This window comes from Candidatus Tenderia electrophaga, from assembly GCA_001447805.1.
GTDB classification, from domain to species: domain Bacteria; phylum Pseudomonadota; class Gammaproteobacteria; order Tenderiales; family Tenderiaceae; genus Tenderia; species Tenderia electrophaga.
Window position 1 is genome coordinate 3,097,407 of the sequence record CP013099.1, and the last position, 19,380, is coordinate 3,116,786.

General features: G+C 61.0%; 15 protein-coding genes. 2 read left to right on the forward strand and 13 right to left on the reverse strand.

Annotated elements, in window-relative coordinates; translation table 11 throughout:
* Positions 1 to 2: 2 nt before the first annotated feature.
* Both Tel_14090 and Tel_14095 read right to left on the reverse strand, forming a co-directional pair.
* Positions 3 to 1,373: a UDP-N-acetylmuramate:L-alanyl-gamma-D-glutamyl-meso-diaminopimelate ligase gene (locus tag Tel_14090; GenBank protein ALP54176.1), complete on the reverse strand. Its 1,371-nt coding sequence runs from the start codon at positions 1,371 to 1,373 to the stop codon at positions 3 to 5.
* A 56-nt stretch (positions 1,374 to 1,429) separates the two neighbouring features.
* Positions 1,430 to 1,939 carry a hypothetical protein gene (locus Tel_14095; GenBank protein ALP54177.1) on the reverse strand — a complete coding sequence of 170 codons (510 nt, stop codon included), beginning with the start codon at positions 1,937 to 1,939 and terminating at the stop codon, positions 1,430 to 1,432.
* Positions 1,940 to 2,064: 125 nt separating this feature from the next.
* Between Tel_14095 and Tel_14100 the strand changes: the two genes are divergently transcribed.
* Complete coding sequence (locus tag Tel_14100; protein ALP54178.1) at positions 2,065 to 3,240, forward strand: hypothetical protein; 1,176 nt, start codon at positions 2,065 to 2,067, stop codon at positions 3,238 to 3,240.
* Between the two features lie 127 nt (positions 3,241 to 3,367).
* On the opposite strand, the gene Tel_14105 is transcribed toward Tel_14100, so the two are convergent.
* Entirely contained in the window at positions 3,368 to 3,574 is a 207-nt protein-coding gene (locus Tel_14105; GenBank protein ALP54179.1) for an acetyltransferase, read from the reverse strand.
* Between the two features lie 145 nt (positions 3,575 to 3,719).
* Here Tel_14105 and Tel_14110 point away from each other — a divergent pair, with 145 nt between their 5' ends.
* The gene (locus Tel_14110) at positions 3,720 to 4,604 is read left to right on the forward strand and encodes a hypothetical protein (protein ID ALP54180.1); all 885 of its coding nucleotides are present in this window, start codon (positions 3,720 to 3,722) and stop codon (positions 4,602 to 4,604) included.
* A gap of 42 nt (positions 4,605 to 4,646) precedes the next feature.
* On the opposite strand, the gene Tel_14115 is transcribed toward Tel_14110, so the two are convergent.
* The 10 genes from Tel_14115 to Tel_14160 form a co-directional block, all read right to left on the reverse strand.
* Entirely contained in the window at positions 4,647 to 5,429 is a 783-nt protein-coding gene (locus Tel_14115; GenBank protein ALP54181.1) for a hypothetical protein, read from the reverse strand.
* Positions 5,430 to 5,435: 6 nt separating this feature from the next.
* The gene (locus Tel_14120) at positions 5,436 to 6,371 is read right to left on the reverse strand and encodes a hypothetical protein (protein ALP54182.1); all 936 of its coding nucleotides are present in this window, start codon (positions 6,369 to 6,371) and stop codon (positions 5,436 to 5,438) included.
* A 306-nt stretch (positions 6,372 to 6,677) separates the two neighbouring features.
* Positions 6,678 to 7,544, reverse strand: coding sequence for a hypothetical protein (locus tag Tel_14125; protein ID ALP54183.1), 867 nt, complete (start codon positions 7,542 to 7,544; stop codon positions 6,678 to 6,680).
* A gap of 345 nt (positions 7,545 to 7,889) precedes the next feature.
* Complete coding sequence (gene hemE, locus Tel_14130) at positions 7,890 to 8,954, reverse strand: uroporphyrinogen decarboxylase (protein ID ALP54184.1); 1,065 nt, start codon at positions 8,952 to 8,954, stop codon at positions 7,890 to 7,892.
* A gap of 204 nt (positions 8,955 to 9,158) precedes the next feature.
* Positions 9,159 to 10,565, reverse strand: coding sequence for a glutamate synthase (locus Tel_14135; GenBank protein ID ALP54185.1), 1,407 nt, complete (start codon positions 10,563 to 10,565; stop codon positions 9,159 to 9,161).
* 38 nt (positions 10,566 to 10,603) lie between these two features.
* Complete coding sequence (gene gltB / locus Tel_14140; protein ID ALP54186.1) at positions 10,604 to 15,046, reverse strand: glutamate synthase; 4,443 nt, start codon at positions 15,044 to 15,046, stop codon at positions 10,604 to 10,606.
* A 180-nt stretch (positions 15,047 to 15,226) separates the two neighbouring features.
* Positions 15,227 to 16,783, reverse strand: coding sequence for a hypothetical protein (locus Tel_14145; protein ID ALP54187.1), 1,557 nt, complete (start codon positions 16,781 to 16,783; stop codon positions 15,227 to 15,229).
* A gap of 58 nt (positions 16,784 to 16,841) precedes the next feature.
* Positions 16,842 to 17,090 carry a hypothetical protein gene (locus Tel_14150; GenBank protein ID ALP54188.1) on the reverse strand — a complete coding sequence of 83 codons (249 nt, stop codon included), beginning with the start codon at positions 17,088 to 17,090 and terminating at the stop codon, positions 16,842 to 16,844.
* A gap of 46 nt (positions 17,091 to 17,136) precedes the next feature.
* The gene (locus tag Tel_14155; GenBank protein ID ALP54189.1) at positions 17,137 to 18,300 is read right to left on the reverse strand and encodes a deoxyguanosinetriphosphate triphosphohydrolase; all 1,164 of its coding nucleotides are present in this window, start codon (positions 18,298 to 18,300) and stop codon (positions 17,137 to 17,139) included.
* 3 nt (positions 18,301 to 18,303) lie between these two features.
* Positions 18,304 to 19,380 carry a 3-dehydroquinate synthase gene (locus Tel_14160; GenBank protein ID ALP54190.1) on the reverse strand — a complete coding sequence of 359 codons (1,077 nt, stop codon included), beginning with the start codon at positions 19,378 to 19,380 and terminating at the stop codon, positions 18,304 to 18,306.

Consider the following 19,380-nt stretch of genomic DNA (forward strand, 5'->3'; position numbering starts at 1 on the left):
TGTTATCCCAAGGCTGCCAACAGTTTCTGGTGAATGCCGCCGAAGCCGCCATTGCTCATCACCAATACATGGTTGCCGGGGCGCGCCTCGGCGGCGACATGCTTGACGATCTCGGCAACGTCGTCGAATAACTTGGCCTGGTCGCCCATGGCGGCCACCACTTGGCTCAAGTCCCAAGCCAGATCGGCCGGGGCGTAGAACAGCACTTCGTCGGCCGCCTCCAGCGACGGTGCCAGGGCATTGGCGTGCACCCCCATGCGCATGGTGTTGGAGCGGGGCTCGAGAATTGCGATGATCTTTGCGCTGCCCACCCGGGCGCGCAGGCCTTCGAGGGTGAGATTGATGGCGGTGGGGTGATGGGCGAAATCGTCATACAGGGTGATACCGTTGACCTCGCCGCACACTTCCATGCGCCGCTTAACGTTTTTGAATTCGTTTAAAGCCGCCACGGCTTCATGGGCGATCACCCCGGCATGCCGGGCTGCGGCGACGGCGGCGAGGGCGTTGTGCACGTTGTGCATACCGAACAGGCTCCAATTGACGTCTCCCACATGCTCGTCACCCCAGTAGACGGCGAAGCTGCTGCCGTCTTGCGCCACATCGCGGGCATTCCATATATTGCGTTCGGGCTGCTCGACCCCGGCGACATCAAAATATTCCAGCGGCGTCCAACACCCTTGCTTGATCACATCGGCCAGATTGGGGTCATCCACTGGCGCAATAATCAGGCCGTTGCCGGGCACGATACGCAGTAGATGGTGGAATTGTGTCTTGATGGCATCCAGATTCTCGAAGATGTCGGCATGATCGAATTCCAGATTGTTGAGTATCAAGCTGCGTGGCTGATAGTGCACGAACTTGGAGCGCTTATCGAAAAAGGCGGTGTCGTATTCATCGGCCTCGACGACGAAGAACGGCGCATCGCCCAGGCGCGCCGAGATACCGAAGTTGGCGGGAATGCCGCCGATAAGAAAGCCCGGGCTGAGCTTGGCGTATTCCAGTATCCAAGCCAGCATGCTCGAGGTGGTGGTCTTGCCGTGGGTGCCGGCCACCGCCAATACCCAGCGATCTTTGAGAATGTAATCCGACAGAAACTGGGGGCCCGAGATATACGGCAGTCCGCGCTCAAGCACGTATTCCACCGAGGGGTTGCCGCGCGACATGGCGTTACCGATGACGACCATATCGGGGGGCGGATCCAAGGGCGCGGGATCATAGCCTTGCTGCAAGCCGATGCCCTGCTCTTCCAGCTGGGTGCTCATGGGCGGGTAGACATTGGCATCCGCACCGGTGACACGATATCCCATCTCCCGCGCCAGGATGGCGATACCGCCCATGAAGGTTCCGCAGATTCCCAATATGTGTATGTGCATATTCAAACGTCTGTTAAAGGGCGTAAACGAAGCCGGCGCCGAGGTGGTTCCAGGGCTTAGCCTGTGGTGACAAACAAGGAACGCATCACGCTGACCGACACGTACATAAACACCACCGCCAGCAGCAGGCCGACGAAAAACGGCGCGCCCATGGCATGGCGCAGGATGTGGCCGACCACGGCGAGATTCCAGACCACCAACGCCAATATCAATACAGAGGGCAGCAAGGCCGCTTGCTCACCCACCTGCAACTGTATATACAATAAGGGCAGGGCCAATAGCCCGAGGATGGCCCCGGTGCCCATCAGCGCGGTAAAGGTTTGCTGAAAGCGCGCCCCCAACTCCCTTATCCATAGCAGCAACTGGGTCATGGCGGCCACCAGTGCCATGTCGAAAACACCCGACACTAGCGCCACCACGGGTGACAGATTCAGCAAACCTACGAACACGCTGGTCGCGGCGTAGGCCAACATACCGAGCAACATCAAGGCGCTGGAGGCCGGCAAATCCTGCGGCCCCTGCCGGAACAGGCAAATCTTCCAAAAGGCGTCGACAATTTTCCCCATGGCGCTAAATTATCACATCTATTCCCGGCTGTTGGCGCCTTATTTTCACCTTCGCAGCTGCCGCGCGCCAGGGCTTGCCCGCGCCTGGCCGCGCCCGTGGTTTCGTGCTTAAATCATACGCTCTCATGGCCAAGCATTCCGACAGTCACCATTATCATTTTCCCTGGCGCGGCGGCAACCGCTTCCGCTTACACGTGGACGGCGGCAATTTCTTTCCCGCCATGCTAAAGGCCATCCAGCGGGCGCGCCATGTTGTCGCCCTGGAAATGTATTTGGTGGAATCGGGAAAACTCTTCAACCAGTTCATCGACGCCTTGCTCGCCGCCGCCCGGCGCGATGTCAAGGTCTTTATACTGGTGGACGATTTCGGTGCCGGCGGCATCAACAGACACGACCGGCACAGGCTGCAACATGCCAATATCGCCTTGTGTTACTACAACCCCATGCATTACGGTCGTTTGGGACGCATACTGTTTCGCGATCATCGCAAGTTATTGCTGGTAGACGGGCAAATCGCCTTTGTCGGCGGCGCCGGGCTCACCGACGCCTTCGATGAGCGCTATGCCGGCCAGCATCCCTGGCACGACGTCATGGTGGAGGTTCGTGGACCCTGTGTCGCGGACTGGGCAGGCCTGTTTGTCGAAACCTGGCCGCTGCAAAACGCAGAGCAGGGGGTTCTTAATCATATATCCCAGCGGGAACATGCACCGCATCAACCCCAGCTGGGGCGGGTCAGCCTCACCCATACGTCGTCCGGCCGTCAGGAAATCAAGCGCTCCTTGCTCAAGCGCCTTAAGTCGGCCGAGCACTGGGTCTGGATCTCGACCGCCTATTTCGTGCCGTCATGGAAAATCCGCCGCACCCTACGCAAGGCGGCGCGGCGCGGGGTGGATGTGCGCCTGTTGCTGCCCGGCCCCCACAATGATCATCCCGGCATCCGGCATGCGGGGCGGCGTTTCTATTACAATCTGCTCAAACATGGCGTGCGCATTTTCGAATACCAACCGCGCTTTAACCACACCAAGGCCCATTTGTGCGATCAATGGTGCTCCATCGGCTCAAGCAATCTGGATCGCTGGAATCTGCTCTGGAACCTGGAGGCCAACCAGGAGATCGACGACCAAGACTTCGCCGAAGAATTAAAACACATGTTCGAACACGACTTCGACGACAGCAGCGAGATCACGTATGAACATTGGCGCCGCCGCCCCTGGTACCACCGCCTGCAGGAGTCGTTCTGGGGCCGGGTGGATATCTGGCTCAACCGCTTCACCGCGCGCTGGCGCAACTACCGCGACTAGCCCGCATTCTCACCGGGCGGCCACCGCCGTGGCGTAGAGGACTGAAACGATGGGGGCGTTATCAAGAATACGACCATAGCGCGACACACTGTCTCACCCTTGGCCTATCACGGTTCAGGCGAGTCGCTCAGGCCCGGTACTCCGGATTCACCCAACACTCGGGCAGGGCTTCGTTGGAGGGAAAACACAGCTCGGCCTTGGCGAAGCTGCGCGCATCGCCCATCTCTTCGCCGGCATGGAAACGACCTTTTACCGCGTCCTCATTGGGGTTGACGAGCAATTGTAGATCCAGCACTTCCACTAAATCGCCTGATTTCTTTTCTTTTAGGTACATTTCCGTCTCCTTCCCTGTGCCGATGATTATCTTTTAACGCTTTAACCTAATAGTAGGCGCAGTCGGGTAGCGTGGCAATAATCAAGCGTCGCGGACAACATGGATGTTTGTCACACAGCGGCGAACCGCTATACTCTGAATATCTATGTCACTCTGGACCGACATCGCCGACGACATCAGCGCCGCCACCGGCGAGCCTTTCCACTGCCGCGAGCAACAGGCCGGCGGCGGCGGCTGCATCAATACCACCAGCACGGTACGCGACGGCGAACGCAGTTACTTTGTCAAACTCAACCGCGCCGAGCTGGCCGACATGTTCGAGGCCGAGGCGGCGGGATTGAACGAGATCGCCGCCAGCGAGTCCATCCGCGTGCCGGCGGTGATCTGCAGCGGTGTCTCCGGCGAACAGTCCTACCTGGTGCTGGAACAGCTGTCACTGGGCCAAGGCAACACCACCAGCCACGAGCAGCTGGGCCATGACTTGGCCGAAATGCACCGCGGCTATGCCGAACACTACGGTTGGCACCGCGACAACACCATCGGCTCCACGCCGCAGCGCAACACCCCGTCCAAGGACTGGGTCAACTTCTGGCGCGAGCAACGTCTGCGCTTCCAACTGCGGCTCGCCGCCGGCAACGGCCACGGTGGCCGGCTGCAACAACTGGGCGACCAATTACTGCCCAATATGGAGGCCTTTTTTGCCGGCCACATCCCCAGTGCCGCGCTGCTGCACGGCGACCTGTGGTCAGGCAACTACGCCTTCCTCGCCGACGGCACGCCGGTGATCTTCGACCCGGCGGTGTATTACGGTGACCGCGAAACCGATCTGGCCATGACCGAACTGTTCGGCGGCTTCAACGCCCGTTTTTATCAGGCCTATGAAGAGGCCTATCCGCTGGAGTCGGGTTATGAATTGCGCAAGAAACTCTACAACCTGTACCACGTGCTGAACCATTTAAATCTGTTCGGCGGCGGCTATCTAAGCCAGGCGGAGGCGCTGATGGGTCAGTTATTGGCCGAGATTCACTAGCCCCCATTTCTCACCGGGCAGGCAAAGGCCTGCAACAGACACTTACTGCAGGCTCAGCTCCAGCATCTTGCCACCGGTCTTGTTGGCCAGGGTCTCGTACTGATAGCGGGTACTGGGGTTGGATTTGCCGATGGGGATGGTAAACACCGGCGCCGGGATATCGAGATAATAGATGCGATCGTCCGAAGGTTCATCCCCCATCAACACGTAGGCGCCCGGCACGCTCGCGTTCTGTTCCGCCTTGACAAAGGCATCGCCGATGGTCTCGTTGCTGCCGATAAACGGTGCACCCCTCATGAAGGCGTCGAACATCTCGCCCATGGTGCCCTGATAGGTTTCGGCCTCATTATCGGAAAACCAGGTCACCGCCGACAACTCCTTGCCCGAACGGATAACGATGACGCGCAACAGCGGCACCAGAAAGGTGGCGGCGCCGTGCATGGAGCCGGTGGCATCCACCACCAGGTGCATGTCCTTACCGGGCAGGTCCTTAATACCTTTGACGAACAGATCGAAGTCGTGGCGCCCCATGCCGCTGTTCAGGCCGACGCTCTCCAATATGGCCTCGACCTGGGTCTCCATGCTCATACCCGCCATCTGACCCAGCTCGCGGTTAAGACGGCTATTGTCCTTTTCCATCTCCTTGATCTCGTCCTTAAGCGCCTGGACCTCCTTTTGCAGCCGCGGCACCTGCACGGTCTCCTGCATCTTGGACGTGATGAGAATGGTGACCAGCAAAAAGATGAACGTCGCCAACATCAACAAGGCGATGTCGGCAAAACTTTCATGCACATTGGTACCACCTGATCGACGTCTGATCTTCATACCAACCTAAAGTTTGGGGCGAAACAGATCGCGCAGTCGAATCAAGAACGGTTTGTTCATGGACGCCAACATCCGCATTTCGTCGCGCAGGGCGTTGCAATAGGCACGGTGTTCCTGAATCAGCACATGCAAGGGCTTGGTCTCTTCGTCCTCACTGTCTTCGCTGAGACGGTTGATCTCACTGCGAAAATCGCTCATGGCCAGGTGCGAACTGCCGAAGGCCTGCTCCAGACGGCGGATGTTCGCCTCCAGCGAGGCGATCTCTTTATTCAAATGGCGTACGTCACGCTCCATGGTCTGGGCGTAATCGGACGAGCAATAGATCATGCAGATGCGCAGCAGATTATCGTGCAGACCTTCGACGCCGTGCAGGTTGATCTGCGCGAACATGCGTAGCAGCACGCCGCCCAGCACCGCCCCCAACAGGGTTGTATAAAAGGCCGTGCCCATGCCCGCCATGGCGGTGCGCAGGCCTTGCAGCAGCATCTCCTGGTCATGCCCCAGGGCCTCGAGCGAGCCGGTCAGACCGGTCAGGGTCAGGGTCAAGCCCATGACGGTACCGATCAACCCGAGTGTGATGAGCAGATTGCCCACCAGCTCCACCATGTGGCCGATGCGTTCGTAAGAGGCCAGCTCGACGTTCAGCAGCGTCTCGACCTCAGGCTGGCCCTTGCTGTCGATAGTGGATTGGATGGACTTGAAGAAACGATCAGCGGCATGCTTCATGGAGTGCACAGTGATGGCCTTGAGCCCACCCTCGCGCGCCACTTTGTCCAACTGTGCGGCACGATAGGATTCCTGGGTCACCATGATGGTCAACACGAAACTGCCCAACAGGCCGAGACCGAACAGCCCGAGAATCAACCAAGTGATACGACTGGAATCAATCTCCATAAAGGCCCAGACCTCGGTATCCCGATACAAGGTCAGGTAGATCGCCATTGCGGCACTGGCCCAGATTGTCCATAGAGTCAAAGTACGAAACGGCTTTTGATCCATGCCTTAGCTTCTCCTCACTCCCCAGTGATTTTTACCAACCGATATAATCGCTTATGCGCCAAGCGTAACATATCCGTGAACGCGGCCGACCGGCCCGCGACGCCAGACCGCATTCTCACCGGGATCCCGCCAGCAGGCGCAGGATTCGCGTTGCTAGGCGCCGCCTTGGAGCGACGGACATCGTGGTGGTGACTATGTCTTCTGAGGCGCAAGCCGAGGGGCACGCAGACCCGGGTGAAGCGTGCGGCCCTAGACGGCGATGCCCCGCGAACGCAGATGTTGCTTCGCCTCAATGGTCAGCAGGGCCATTTCCAACTCAGCCTCCCAGTCATAAGGCTCGGCCATCTGCTCGGGCGCATACTGGGGAATCTCCGGCACCGATTGATCGGCGAAGATGCGCACATAACGCGTCTCTTCGATGCTGGCGGCGAGATCGGGCCAGGCCTCCTGCAGCAGATTTGCCGGCCGGGCAATGGACCATTCGTCGACGATGCGGTAGTTGTCCGGCAGGTCGTTAAAGGCCGCTGCGCAACCGGTCTGCCACAGCTTGCTGTACTCATTCACATGTTCGGTATAGACATAAATGATCAGCTTTGGTTTCAGCCGCACGATATCGGGGGTGAAATTCTTGCCGGAGGGCATCCAGGCGGAAAAGGCCACATCGATGGGGAAATCCACGTCGGCCAGGCCGCCTTCACGCATGTCGTAGCAGGTGGGATCGTAGAAGTTGGCGATCTGGTTGGGCTTCTCCAAGGGATCGCGCAGGCCGACCACGTTCACGCCTTCGCGCGCCAGCAGGCTGCCGATGAAACCATTGCGGGCATGCACATCCAGCACCACGGGATCTTCGGCCACCTGCTTGGCGTAATACACCAGGGCGCGGTTTTCCTCGCGCAGCGGATAATAGTGGGCGATGGTCGGACCCAGCAGTTTGGGATCGCGATCCGGATTGCTGAACATCAAGTTGTGCAGCGGAATGGCGCCGATGCGCTGGGGAAACGGCTTGCTCTCGTCCCAGGCCGGATGTTGCTTCTCCTGAAAGGCGAAGATGCGGTTCATCAGGCCCTCGGTGAAGGTTTCCATGTCACGCAGCTTGTCGAACTTTTCCGGCATCATTGGTTGTTACCTCTGTTTGATTTTCAGTCCGCGAATAAACGCAAATAAGGCCCTACCACACAACCTCCCCCTTTCTTAGAGGGGGATTGAGGGGGATTTAATGGTTCGGAGCGCTTAGCTTTAAATCTCCCCCAGCCCCTCTTTAGAAAAGAGGGGAGCCTTACGTGCCTCCGTTCACCGTCATTATCAATCCCCGAAGAACGTCGATAAAGCCCTGATACACAACCTCCCCCTTTCTTAAAGGGGGATTGAGGGGGATTTAATGGTTCGGAGCTTTTAACTTAAATCTTTCCCAACCCTTTATGCCCTCCGGGTGCTCTTTAACAAAGAGCGGCGCTTTGCGGATTAATTATGATATTTGGCGCTCAACTCATGCACGGCTTCAACAAAGGCACCGGCATGATCCGGGTTCACATGCTGGTGAATGCCATGACCCAGATTGAAGACATGACCGGAACCCTTGCCGTAGGATTCGAGAATGATGGCCACCTCCTGGCGAATGCGCTCGGGCGCGGCATAGAGCGTGGACGGATCCATGTTGCCCTGCAGCGCCACTTTGTCGCCGACGCGAGCACGGGCGGCGCCGACGTCGATGGTCCAGTCCAGGCCCAGGGCGTCGCAGCCGGTGTCGGCCATGGCCTCCAGCCACTGACCACCGCCCTTGGTGAACAGGATCACCGGCACCCGGCGGCCGTCGTTTTCACGGCTCAGGCCGTCAACGATCTGCTGCATGTAGCGCAGTGAGAATTCCTTGTAATCACGCGGGGTCAGCACGCCGCCCCAGGTGTCGAAGATCTGCACCGCCTGGGCACCGGCGGCGATTTGGGCGTTGAGATATGAAGTCACCGACTGGGCCACGGTGTCCAGCAGCCTGTGCATAAGATCGGGGCGATCAAACATCATGCCCTTCACCTTGGCGTAGTCCTTGGTGCCGCCGCCTTCCACCATGTAGGTGGCCAGGGTCCAGGGCGAACCGGAAAAGCCGATCAGGGGTACGCGACCGTTGAGCGCCTGGCGGATGGTGCGCACGGCATTCATCACGTATTGCAGTTCGCCCTCGGGATCGGGGACGAAGAGTTTTTTCACATCGGCCTCACTGCGCACCGGTTTGTCGAACACCGGCCCCTCGCCGGCGGCGAAGCGCAGCCCCAGGCCCATGGCGTCGGGGATGGTGAGAATGTCGGAAAACAGGATGGCGGCGTCGAGCGGAAAACGATCCAGCGGCTGGAGGGTGACCTCGCAGGCCAGCTCGGCATTCTTGCACAAGTCCATAAAGCTGCCGGCCTTTTCGCGCGTGGCGCGGTATTCGGGCAGATAGCGGCCGGCTTGGCGCATCATCCACACCGGCGTGACATCGACGGGCTGTTTCAACAGTGCCCGCAGGAAACGATCGTTTTTCAATTCGCTCATGTTTTATTTACCGCAAAGGACGCCAAGGGTCGCGAAGAGTGTTTCATTGCTTAATCCCAGCCCCGTCAGTATCGACCTTGCGCACTCCTCCCAAAATTGTCACGTTGATTTACAATCACAAAAAACCGCTCGCCTCCTTCATCTATTCTGACGGGACGTATTATTGGTTTGCGCTCCTTGGCGGCCTGTGCGGTTGAATGCTTTTTAAACTTCCAGATAATCCAAAATACCTTCGGCGGCGTTGCGCCCCTCGAAGACGGCGGTGACCACCAGATCGGAGCCGCGCACCATGTCACCCCCGGCGAAGACCTTGGGGTTGGTGGTCTGAAACTTGTACTCACTATGTTCAGGTGCCTTGACCCGGCCGCGCTCGTCCACTTGGATATCGTAGTCGCTGAACCAGGGCGAGGGGCTGGGCTGGAAACCGAAGGCGATGATGACGTTGTCGCAGGGGACCACCTCTTCGGAACCGGGCACCGGCTCGGGACGGCGGCGGCCGCGCTCGTCGGGCTCGCCCAATTGGGTGGTGAGCAGCTTGATGCCTTCCACCTTGCCGTCGCCGACGATCTCCACCGGTTGACGGTTGAAGAGAAACTGCACGCCCTCCTCCTTGGCATTGGCCACCTCTTTCTTGGAGCCGGGCATATTCGCCTCGTCGCGGCGATAGGCGCAGATAACGCTTCCCGCACCCTGGCGGATGGAGGTGCGGTTGCAGTCCATGGCGGTATCGCCGCCGCCCAGCACCACCACGCGCTTGCCCTTCATGTCGATGAAGCCGCGTGCGTCCTGTTCGTAACCCAGGCAGTTGTTGATATTGGAAATGAGGAAGGGCAAGGCCTCGTAGACACCGGCCAGATCTTCACCGGGAAAGCCGCCCTTCATATAGGTATAGGTGCCCATGCCCAGGAAGACGGCATCATACTCGTCTACCAGGGTCTGAAAATCGACGTGCTTGCCGATTTCGGTATTGAGTACGAATTCGATGCCCATGCCTTCCATCACTTCACGGCGCAGGCGCACCACCTCTTTTTCCAGCTTGAATTCGGGGATGCCGAAGGTGAGCAGGCCGCCGATCTCCGGGTGGCGGTCATACACCACCGCCTTGACGCCGTTGCGCGCCAGCACGTCGGCGCAGCCCAAACCGGCCGGACCGGCGCCGATGACGGCGACGCGCTTGCCGGTATCCTTGACCTGCGACAGGTCCGGGCGCCAACCCTGGGCGAAGGCGGTGTCGGAAATGTATTTCTCCACCGAGCCGATGGTGACGGCGCCGAAGCCGTCATTCAGGGTGCAGGCGCCCTCGCAGAGCCGGTCCTGCGGGCAGACGCGGCCGCAGATCTCGGGCAGGGAGTTGGTCTGATGCGACATCTCGGCGGCCTGCTCCAGCTTGCCCTCGGCCACCAGCTTGAGCCAGTTGGGAATGTAGTTGTGCACCGGGCACTTCCATTCGCAATAGGGATTGCCGCACTCCAGACAACGCTCGGACTGCTCGGCCGCCTGCTCCGGATCGAACTCGCCGTAGATCTCGCGGTATTCCTTGACGCGGATCTCCACCGGTTTCTTGGCCGGGTCGCGCCGCTTTACCTGGATGAATTGAAATGTATTACCCATATGCTTCAACTTCGCTCAACGGTTATAGGGAGTCGGCCTCAGGCTGCCTGGCGCTGCAGATCGCGCAGCAAGGACTGTAAGTCGGCCGCCTTCGGCTTGGCCAGCCAGAACTTGCCGATCACATCCTTGAAATTGTCCAGGATGTACTGGCCGCGGGCACTGCCGGTCTCGGCGACGAACGCCTCGATCAAAGCGCGCAGATGGTTGCGGTGCGCCTCCATGTGCTCGGGACCGACGCGATGAACATCGATGAGCTCATGGTTATAGCGATCGACGAAGCTATTGTCCGCGTCGAAGATGTAGGCGAAACCGCCGGTCATGCCAGCACCGAAGTTGACGCCGGTGGCCCCGAGCACGGCGATCAGGCCGCCGGTCATGTATTCGCAACCGTGGTCGCCGATACCTTCGACCACTGCGGTGGCGCCAGAGTTGCGCACGCCGAAGCGCTCGCCCGCCAGGCCGGCGGCGTAGAGCGTGCCGCCGGTGGCGCCGTAGAGGCAGGTGTTGCCGATAATGGTGGTCTCGTGACTGACGAACGCGCTGCCCTTGGGCGGATTGATCACCAGCTTGCCGCCGGCCATGCCCTTGCCGACGTAGTCGTTGGCGTCGCCTTCCAGGTACATTTCCAGGCCGCCGGCGTTCCAGACGCCGAAGGACTGGCCGGCGGTGCCCGTCAGGCGCAGCCTAATGGGCGCGTCGGCCATGCCCAGGTTGCCGTGACGCACGGCGATCTCGCCCGACAGGCGCGCGCCGATGGAACGATCGGTGTTGTGCAAGCGGTAGCTGAACTCACCCCCCGTCTTGTTTTCAATGGCGGACAGGGCGTCGGCCACCATGCGCTCGGCCAACTCGCCCTTGTCGAAGGGCTCATTGCGCTGCGCCACGCAGCAATTGGGATGCTCGGGCTTGCCGGCGTACAGGATCGGGCTCAGATCCAGGCGGCGCTGTTTACCGGTGTTCCCCTCGATGGGCTGGAGCAGATCGACGCGGCCGATCAACTCGTTCATGGTCCGTACACCCAGGCTGGCCATCAGGCGGCGGGTCTCTTCGGCGATGAAACGGAAATAGTTCATCACCTTTTCCACCGTGCCGACGTAGTGGTCCATGCGCAGCACCTTGTCTTGCGTGGCCACGCCGGTGGCGCAGTTGTTCAGGTGACAGATACGCAGGTACTTGCAACCCATGGCGATCATGGGACCGGTGCCGAAGCCGAAACTCTCGGCGCCCAGGATGGCGGCCTTGATGACATCGACGCCGGTCTTGAGACCGCCGTCGGTCTGCAGCCGCACCTTGTCGCGCAGGTTATTGGCGCGCAGGGTCTGGTGAGTCTCGGTCAGGCCTAACTCCCAGGGGCTGCCGGCGTATTTCACCGAGGTCAGCGGGCTGGCGCCGGTGCCGCCGTCGAAACCGGCGATGGTGATCAGGTCGGCATAGGCCTTGGCCACACCGGCGGCGATGGTGCCGACACCCGCTTCGGCCACCAGCTTGACCGAGACCAGGGCCTCGGGATTGACCTGTTTCAGGTCGAAGATCAGCTGGGCCAGATCTTCTATCGAATAGATATCGTGGTGCGGCGGCGGTGAGATCAGACCCACCCCGGGCTTGCAGTAACGCAGCTCGGCGATCAGCTCGTTGACCTTGTGGCCGGGCAGCTGACCGCCCTCGCCGGGCTTGGCGCCCTGGGCAATCTTGATCTGCAACACCTCGGCGCTGCGCAGGTAGGCGGGGGTGACGCCGAAGCGGCCCGAGGCCACCTGCTTGATCTTGGAGCGCTTGACGCTGCCATAGCGCTGCGGGTCTTCGCCGCCCTCACCGGAGTTGGAGCGGCCGCCGAGGCGATTCATGGCCTCGGCCAGCGTCTCATGGGCTTCGGGTGACAAGGCGCCGAGCGACATGGCGGCTGAGTCAAAACGCTTGTAAAGTGCTTCCGCCGGTTCCACCTCGTCCAGCGGTACGGGTTCCACATCCGCGCGCAGTTGGAGCATATCGCGCAGGGCCAGCGGCGGACGCTTATTGATCAGGGCGGCGTGCTTTTCCCAGTCGGCGTAGTTGCCGCTGTTGACCGCCGCCTGCAAGGTACCGACAACGTCCGGATCGTAGGCATGGGCCTCACCGCCGTGGATGTATTTCAACAAACCGCCCTGGTTGACCTGCTTGCGCGGATTCCAGGCCAGTTTTTGCAGGATCTCCTGGTCGGCCTCCAGGTCGGCAAAGCCGGTGCCCTCGATACGGGTGGTGGTGCCGGTGAAGCACAGTTCCACCACCTCCCTGCTCAGCCCCACGGCCTCGAACAACTGGGCGCCGCGATAGCTGCCGACCGTGGAGATGCCCATCTTGGACATGATCTTGTACAGACCCTTGTTGATGCCTTTGCGGTAGTTGTGTTCCACCTCTTGCGGCTGCAGACCGGTGATCTCGCCGTCCTCGATCATGTCACACAGGCATTCATAGGCCAGATAGGGATAGACGGCGGTGGCACCGTAGCCGATCAGCACGGCGAAGTGATGTGGATCGCGCGCTGCGCCGGTCTCCACCACGATGTTGGTGTCGCAGCGCAGCCCTGCATCGATGAGGCGGTGATGCACGGCGCCGGTGGCCAGGGCGGCATGGACGGGCATGTGGTCCCGGCTGATCTCGCGGTCGGACAGCACCATTACCGTCTTGCCGGCCTTGACCGCGGCCATTGCCTCTTCACAGATGGCCTCGATGGCCTGCTTCAGCGGACCGCTGCGATTGAGTTCGATACGCGCATGGGCGTAGTCCGGGTCGTCCATTTCCAGCAGCTGTCGGTACTTGCCGTGAGACAGCACCGGCGAGTCCGCCAGCAGGCGCGCGGCGTGCTGAGGGGTTTCCTCGAACATATTGAGTTCGCGGCCGAAGCAGGTTTCCAGCGACATGACGATGCTTTCGCGGATCGGGTCGATGGGCGGATTGGTGACCTGGGCGAACTGCTGACGGAAATAGTCGAACGGCGAACGCACCTGTTGCGACAGCACCGCCAGGGGCGTGTCGTCGCCCATGGAGCCCACGGCCTCCTGGCCCAATTCGGCCAGCACGCGCAGCACCTGGTCACGCTCTTCGAAGCTGACCTGAAACAGCTTTTCGTAGATCTTGAGCTGCTCCGGCTCGACGTATTCGCTGCAACGGCCGTGTTCCCCGGCCAGCCTGGATTCCAGGCGGCGGGCATTGTCGGTCATCCATTTCTTATAAGGTTGGCGCGCCTTGAGCTTGTCGTCGATGTCGCCGGGCAGCAGCAGCGTGCCGGTCTCCGTGTCCACCGCCAGCATCTCGCCGGGCTTGAGGCGCCCCTTGGTGACCACGTCCTCGGGCTTGTAGCCATAGACGCCGATCTCGGAGGCCAGGGTGATGTGGCGGTCTCGGGTGACCACATAGCGCGCCGGACGCAGGCCGTTACGGTCCAGGGTACAGGCGGCATAGCGGCCGTCGGTGAGGACGATGCCGGCCGGTCCGTCCCAGGGTTCCATGTGCATGGAGCTGTATTCATAGAAGGCGCGCAGGTCCGGGTCCATGGCCTCGATGTTCTGCCAGGCCGGCGGCACCAGCAGGCGCATGGCGCGGAAGATGTCCATGCCGCCGGCCAGCAGGGCCTCGAGCATGTTATCCAGACTGTTGGAATCGGAGCCGGTCATGCTCACCAGGGGACGGATATCCTCCATGGGCAGCAGCGGCGTCTCGAATTTGTGACCGCGCGCCAGTGACCAGAAGCGGTTGCCCTGGACGGTATTGATCTCGCCGTTGTGGGCCAGATAGCGGAACGGCTGGGCCAGGCGCCATTGCGGCCAGGTATTAGTGGAGAAACGCTGATGGAACACCGCGGTGGAAGATTCCAAGGTATCGGAATTCAGTTCCTTGTAAAACACCGGCAGGTTGGCCGGCATCACCAGGCCCTTGTAGGAAATCACCCGGCAGGACAGGCTGGGGACGTAAAACACCGGGTCATTGGGCTCGATGGCCTTCTCGGTACGACGCCGACCTATATATAAGTGGCGCTCGAAATCGGCCTCTTCCATACCTTCGGGGGCATTGACGAAGACCTGCTCGATGCGCGGCAGACTCTTGAGCGACTCCTCGCCACAGGCCGAGGGATCGACGGGCACCACGCGCCAACCGGCTACGTTCAGGCCTTCCTTGCCCAGCTCGGCTTCCAGCTGACGCCGCGCCGCATCGGCCTTGTCGGCCTCCTGGCTGAGGAAGATCATGCCCACCGCATACAGCGGCGCCAGGGTGATATCCAGCTCGGCGGCGGCGGCGCGCAAAAAGCCATCAGGCTTGCGCAACAGCAGGCCGCAGCCGTCGCCGCTCTTACCGTCGGCCGCCACGGCGCCGCGATGGGTCAAGCAGGCGAGGGAATTCACGGCGGTCTGCACCAGCCAGTGGCTGGGCACGCCGTCCATATGCGCAATCAGGCCGAACCCGCAGTTATCTTTTTCGAACTCGGGGCGGTATAAACCTTGTTCCATAAGCAAACGTCTAACCGGTTGATTGTACTAAGCGCCTGTTGAACGCCATGGCATCATACAGACACAAAAGGGCACAGGAGTATACAATCAGCGCAGAAACGACGCAATGGCGCCCCCTCGCCCCGAGGCGACAACCCCAGTAATATCAACAAAATAGGGATGTTGACGGCGCGTGAACGGCTATTCTTCGGCCGCGTCCTGACGCACGCCGGCGAATCGGCGAACCCAGGGCTGGCCCACGCCCCAGGGGCGGGGCAGTTCGGCGGCCGCCCGGTTGGCGGCGGCGCGACTGGGATAGCTGCCATAGACCAGCACCGTCAGCACCTTGCCGCGCCGGGTGATGGGAAAGGTCGCGCTTTGCTCGGCGATGCCGTGGCGGGCGACGAAATCGATGACGTCGCCCCGGTCCACCAGGGCCATGAGCTGCAGGGTGTAATAATCCTCGGGCTGGTCCATGAGCCATTGCATTTGCGGCGTCAGCTGGGGGGCGGGTTGCGGCGCCGGCGTAGCGGACTCGGTGCGCGCCGTTTGTTGGGGCGGTTCCGTAGGGGGCGCGGGCGGCGTTTGGCCGGCCTCGGGCTCAATCGCTTCGGGCGCGGAAACCTGCGACTGGCCCACCGTGCCCAACTCCATGTGCGCCGGCGGCGGCGCCTGCTCGGCCTGGCCGACAATGGTTTCTTCGGGCACGGGCAGGTCCAGGGGTGAGCCGCCTTCATCCTCCAGCGTGGCGACCGCCTCGCCGCGCATGACAGCGCTGCCACCGTCCCCTTGATCGTCGATAGCGCCCGGCGGCGTTTGCTCGGCCATCTCCTGCGACGCGCTTTGCTGCGCGGGTGGCTCGAGCATGCGATTGATTTCATCCTGATACAACAACACAGTCGCAGCGACCACACCGATCACGACGACGGCGCCGACGGTTAACAACGGACGCTTCCTGGCGCCGCCGGGCGTCACGGTTTTGTTTTGTTTGACCAACAGCTCATGGGCCAGGCGATCGACCCGCTCGGGCAGGCCGCCGCTATCGTGATGAATGGCCGCCACGGTCTCGGGGGTGAGCAACATGTCCGGCTGGGCGTCCATGGCGGCGAGACGATGACGTAGATAGCCGTCGACCTCCTTGCGGCTCAGAGGCTCAAGCCGAATGGTGTAGGCCAGCCGCTCTTTCAATACGGCAAAGCGATCCAGTTTGACGCCCTGCTCCTGACGCATGCTCAGCACCAGGCTGAAACCGTCATCGGCGCGCTCGTCGCGCAGCATCTTTTCCGCCATCAGAATGACATCGTCGCTGAGCAGATGGGCGTCATCGACGACGATAATGGCGCGTCGGCCACTGCGCCCCAGGGCCTGCAGATAACGCTCGATCTCCCACAACACATCATCCACGGCCACCGCGTCGCCCAGCTCCAGCTCAAAGCCCTGGGCCATGCGGCGCAAAAAACTCTCGCCGTCCATCAAGGCATTGGCGCCGACAAAGCTGACGCGCCAGGTGCTGGCGGCGCGCTGCATAAAGGCTTTGAGCACGGTGGTGCGGCCGACACCCGGCTCACCCAGCAGCAACAACACCTCGCTGTAGGGGGCCAGGTGTAGCAGCTTATTCAGAACGAGCTTGCGTGACTCTTCCAAATAGATGAAATGTGACGAGTTGTCGATGTCGGACTCCCGGGTATGTTCATCGGCGCCAAACAGGTCCGAGAAACGTTCGCTCAGTCTGGGGGTGATACTCTGATCTTCGGCCATAGGGGATACTGTTTCTGAAGCGGCCATTGTGGCAAAAGCACGGCAAAAACAAAAGACTTTACTGGCGCTGGCCTTCCATGAACACAACCCGATAACCGCGCTTGAGCTGGGTGTCGCGGCTTTGCATTAATGCCGTCTCCGCCGTATCGTAATCGGGATAGTGTTCGCGCTTGAGACGCCCGCCGCTACCCTGAAAGCCCCACTCCTTTACCAGGGTCCAGCCTGCGATCAAATCGGCGTGCAAAAACAGATGGTAAAAGCGCGGTGGCTTGCCCTCCAACGGCGGCAATTGCAGGTAGATGCGCATCAGTCCTGGCTCATGCCCCGACTCATGCCCTGGCTCATACCCTGGCTCATGTCAGGGCCGAGGGATCGAAGATGCGATCATGCTCGATGATGGCGTAGCGGTCGGTCATGCCAGCGATATAATCGGCCACCACGCGGGCACGGCCTTGTTCGTCCTGCTCCGCCTCCAGCTGCCGGCACTGACGGGACTGTTCCGGTGGCAGCATGGCGGTCTCATCCATGAAGGCGTTGAACAGGTTGCGGATCACCCGGCCGGCCTTGTTGGCCATGCGCTGGACGCGATAGTGATGATATAGCTGGCGGCGCAGAAACTGTTTCAGTTGCAGATTGAGCTCGTCCATTTCGGCGCTGAAACAGATCATGGCCTGGGGCAGGGCGCGGACGGCATCGATGGACTCAGGTCGATGCGTGCGCAGATTGTCTTGGCTGTGATTGATCAGGTCCGAGACCTGGTCATTGATCATGCGGCGGATGATTTCGTGCACCATGCGTCGACCGGTGATGTCGGGATAACGCCGTTTGACCTCGTCGTACTGACGCCGGAACAAAGCGATCTCGCACAACTGCTCCACCGTGATCAGGCCGGCGCGCAGGCCGTCGTCCACATCGTGATTGTTGTAGGCGATCTCGTCGGCCAGATTGGCCAGCTGGGCCTCGAGACCGGGCTGAGTCTTGTGGAGAAAACGCTGACCCAACTCGGCCAGCCGTTTGGCCTTTTCCAGGTTGCAGTGTTTCAAAATACCTTCGCGGGTCTCGAAGGTGAGATTGAGCCCGCGGAACTCGGCATACTTTTCCTCCAGCTCGTCGACCACACGCAAGGATTGCAGGTTGTGCTCGAAACCGCCGTAGTCGCGCATACACGCGTTGAGCACATCCTGACCGGCATGGCCGAAGGGGGTATGACCCAGGTCGTGGGCCAGGGCGATGGCCTCGGTCAGGTCCTCGTTCAATTGCAAGGCACGGGCGATGGAACGGCCGATCTGGGCCACCTCGATGGAGTGGGTCAGGCGGGTGCGGAACATGTCGCCTTCGTGATTGACGAACACCTGGGTCTTGTATTCCAGGCGACGAAAGGCGGAGGAATGGACGATACGGTCGCGGTCGCGCTGGTAGTCGCTGCGAAACTGTGGGCCGGCCTCGTCGAACATGCGGCCGCGGGAGTGACTCGGGTGGGCGGCATAAACGGCCAGATTGGTTTGCGGCTGGTGCATGGCTCAGGCCTGACACTCGGCCAGGGTCCGGTCCAGCAGGACCGGATCGAATGCATCGCTGACCACCGCCTCGCCCAGCGCCTTTAACAACACCAAACGGATACGGCCGTCCTGAACCTTTTTGTCCACCGCCATTAATGCCTTCATTTTATCCACGCTGAGGGCCGGCCCGCGGGTTGGCAACTGCGCCCGGGCCACGAGTTTCTCCACCCGCCGCACGTCCTCGGCACCGAGCCAACCCAAACGCGCGGAGAGGTCGGTCGCCATCACCATGCCCGCCGCCACCGCCTCGCCGTGTAGCCATTGACCGTAACCCATACCGGTCTCGATGGCATGGCCGAAAGTATGCCCCAGATTGAGCAGGGCGCGCCGGCCGTGCTCCAGCTCGTCGGCCGCCACCACCTCCGCCTTGTTGCGGCAGGACCGCTCGATGGCGTAACTCAAGGCGTCGCGATCACGCGCCACCAGGGCTTCCATGTTCTTCTCCAGCCAGGCAAACAATTCCTTGTCGCAAATCAGACCGTATTTGATCACCTCGGCGATGCCGGCGCTGAGCTGGCGCGCATCCAGGGTGTCGAGCACGGTGGTGTCGGCAATGACGCAACGAGGCTGATAAAAGGCACCGATCATGTTCTTGCCCAGCGGGTGGTTCACCGCCGTCTTGCCGCCCACCGAGGAATCCACCTGGGCCAACAGGGTGGTGGGGATCTGGATGAAGGGCACGCCGCGCTGATAACAGGCCGCGGCGAAACCGGCCATGTCGCCGATCACGCCACCGCCCAGGGCAAGGATGGTAACCTGGCGACTGCAGCGCTGTTCCAGCAGGGCGGTGAAAATGGTGTCGAGCTGGGCCAGGGTCTTGTATTCCTCGCCGTCGGGCAGGATCACCGCCTCGGCGCGCACACCGTCCAGCGCCGCCATGACGCGTTCGAGATAGAGCGGCGCCACGGTGTCGTTGCTCACCACCATTACCTCGTTGCCCGCCAGATGGCGGCGGATCAGGTCGGCCCGGTGCAGCAGCTCGACTCCGATATAGATGGGGTAACTTCTTTCACCCAAGGCCACATCAAGCGTAATCAT

Excerpts from the sequence above, each read along its gene's own strand:
- Tel_14090 (ALP54176.1), bottom strand. The coding sequence starts at position 1,373 with ATGCACATACACATATTGGGAATCTGCGGAACCTTCATGGGCGGTATC.
- Tel_14095 (ALP54177.1), bottom strand. The coding sequence starts at position 1,939 with ATGGGGAAAATTGTCGACGCCTTTTGGAAGATTTGCCTGTTCCGGCAG.
- Tel_14100 (ALP54178.1), top strand. The coding sequence starts at position 2,065 with ATGGCCAAGCATTCCGACAGTCACCATTATCATTTTCCCTGGCGCGGC.
- Tel_14105 (ALP54179.1), bottom strand. The coding sequence starts at position 3,574 with ATGTACCTAAAAGAAAAGAAATCAGGCGATTTAGTGGAAGTGCTGGAT.
- Tel_14110 (ALP54180.1), top strand. The coding sequence starts at position 3,720 with ATGTCACTCTGGACCGACATCGCCGACGACATCAGCGCCGCCACCGGC.
- Tel_14115 (ALP54181.1), bottom strand. The coding sequence starts at position 5,429 with ATGAAGATCAGACGTCGATCAGGTGGTACCAATGTGCATGAAAGTTTT.
- Tel_14120 (ALP54182.1), bottom strand. The coding sequence starts at position 6,371 with ATGGCGATCTACCTGACCTTGTATCGGGATACCGAGGTCTGGGCCTTT.
- Tel_14125 (ALP54183.1), bottom strand. The coding sequence starts at position 7,544 with ATGATGCCGGAAAAGTTCGACAAGCTGCGTGACATGGAAACCTTCACC.
- hemE (ALP54184.1), bottom strand. The coding sequence starts at position 8,954 with ATGAGCGAATTGAAAAACGATCGTTTCCTGCGGGCACTGTTGAAACAG.
- Tel_14135 (ALP54185.1), bottom strand. The coding sequence starts at position 10,565 with ATGGGTAATACATTTCAATTCATCCAGGTAAAGCGGCGCGACCCGGCC.
- gltB (ALP54186.1), bottom strand. The coding sequence starts at position 15,046 with ATGGAACAAGGTTTATACCGCCCCGAGTTCGAAAAAGATAACTGCGGG.
- Tel_14145 (ALP54187.1), bottom strand. The coding sequence starts at position 16,783 with ATGGCCGAAGATCAGAGTATCACCCCCAGACTGAGCGAACGTTTCTCG.
- Tel_14150 (ALP54188.1), bottom strand. The coding sequence starts at position 17,090 with ATGCGCATCTACCTGCAATTGCCGCCGTTGGAGGGCAAGCCACCGCGC.
- Tel_14155 (ALP54189.1), bottom strand. The coding sequence starts at position 18,300 with ATGCACCAGCCGCAAACCAATCTGGCCGTTTATGCCGCCCACCCGAGT.
- Tel_14160 (ALP54190.1), bottom strand. The coding sequence starts at position 19,380 with ATGATTACGCTTGATGTGGCCTTGGGTGAAAGAAGTTACCCCATCTAT.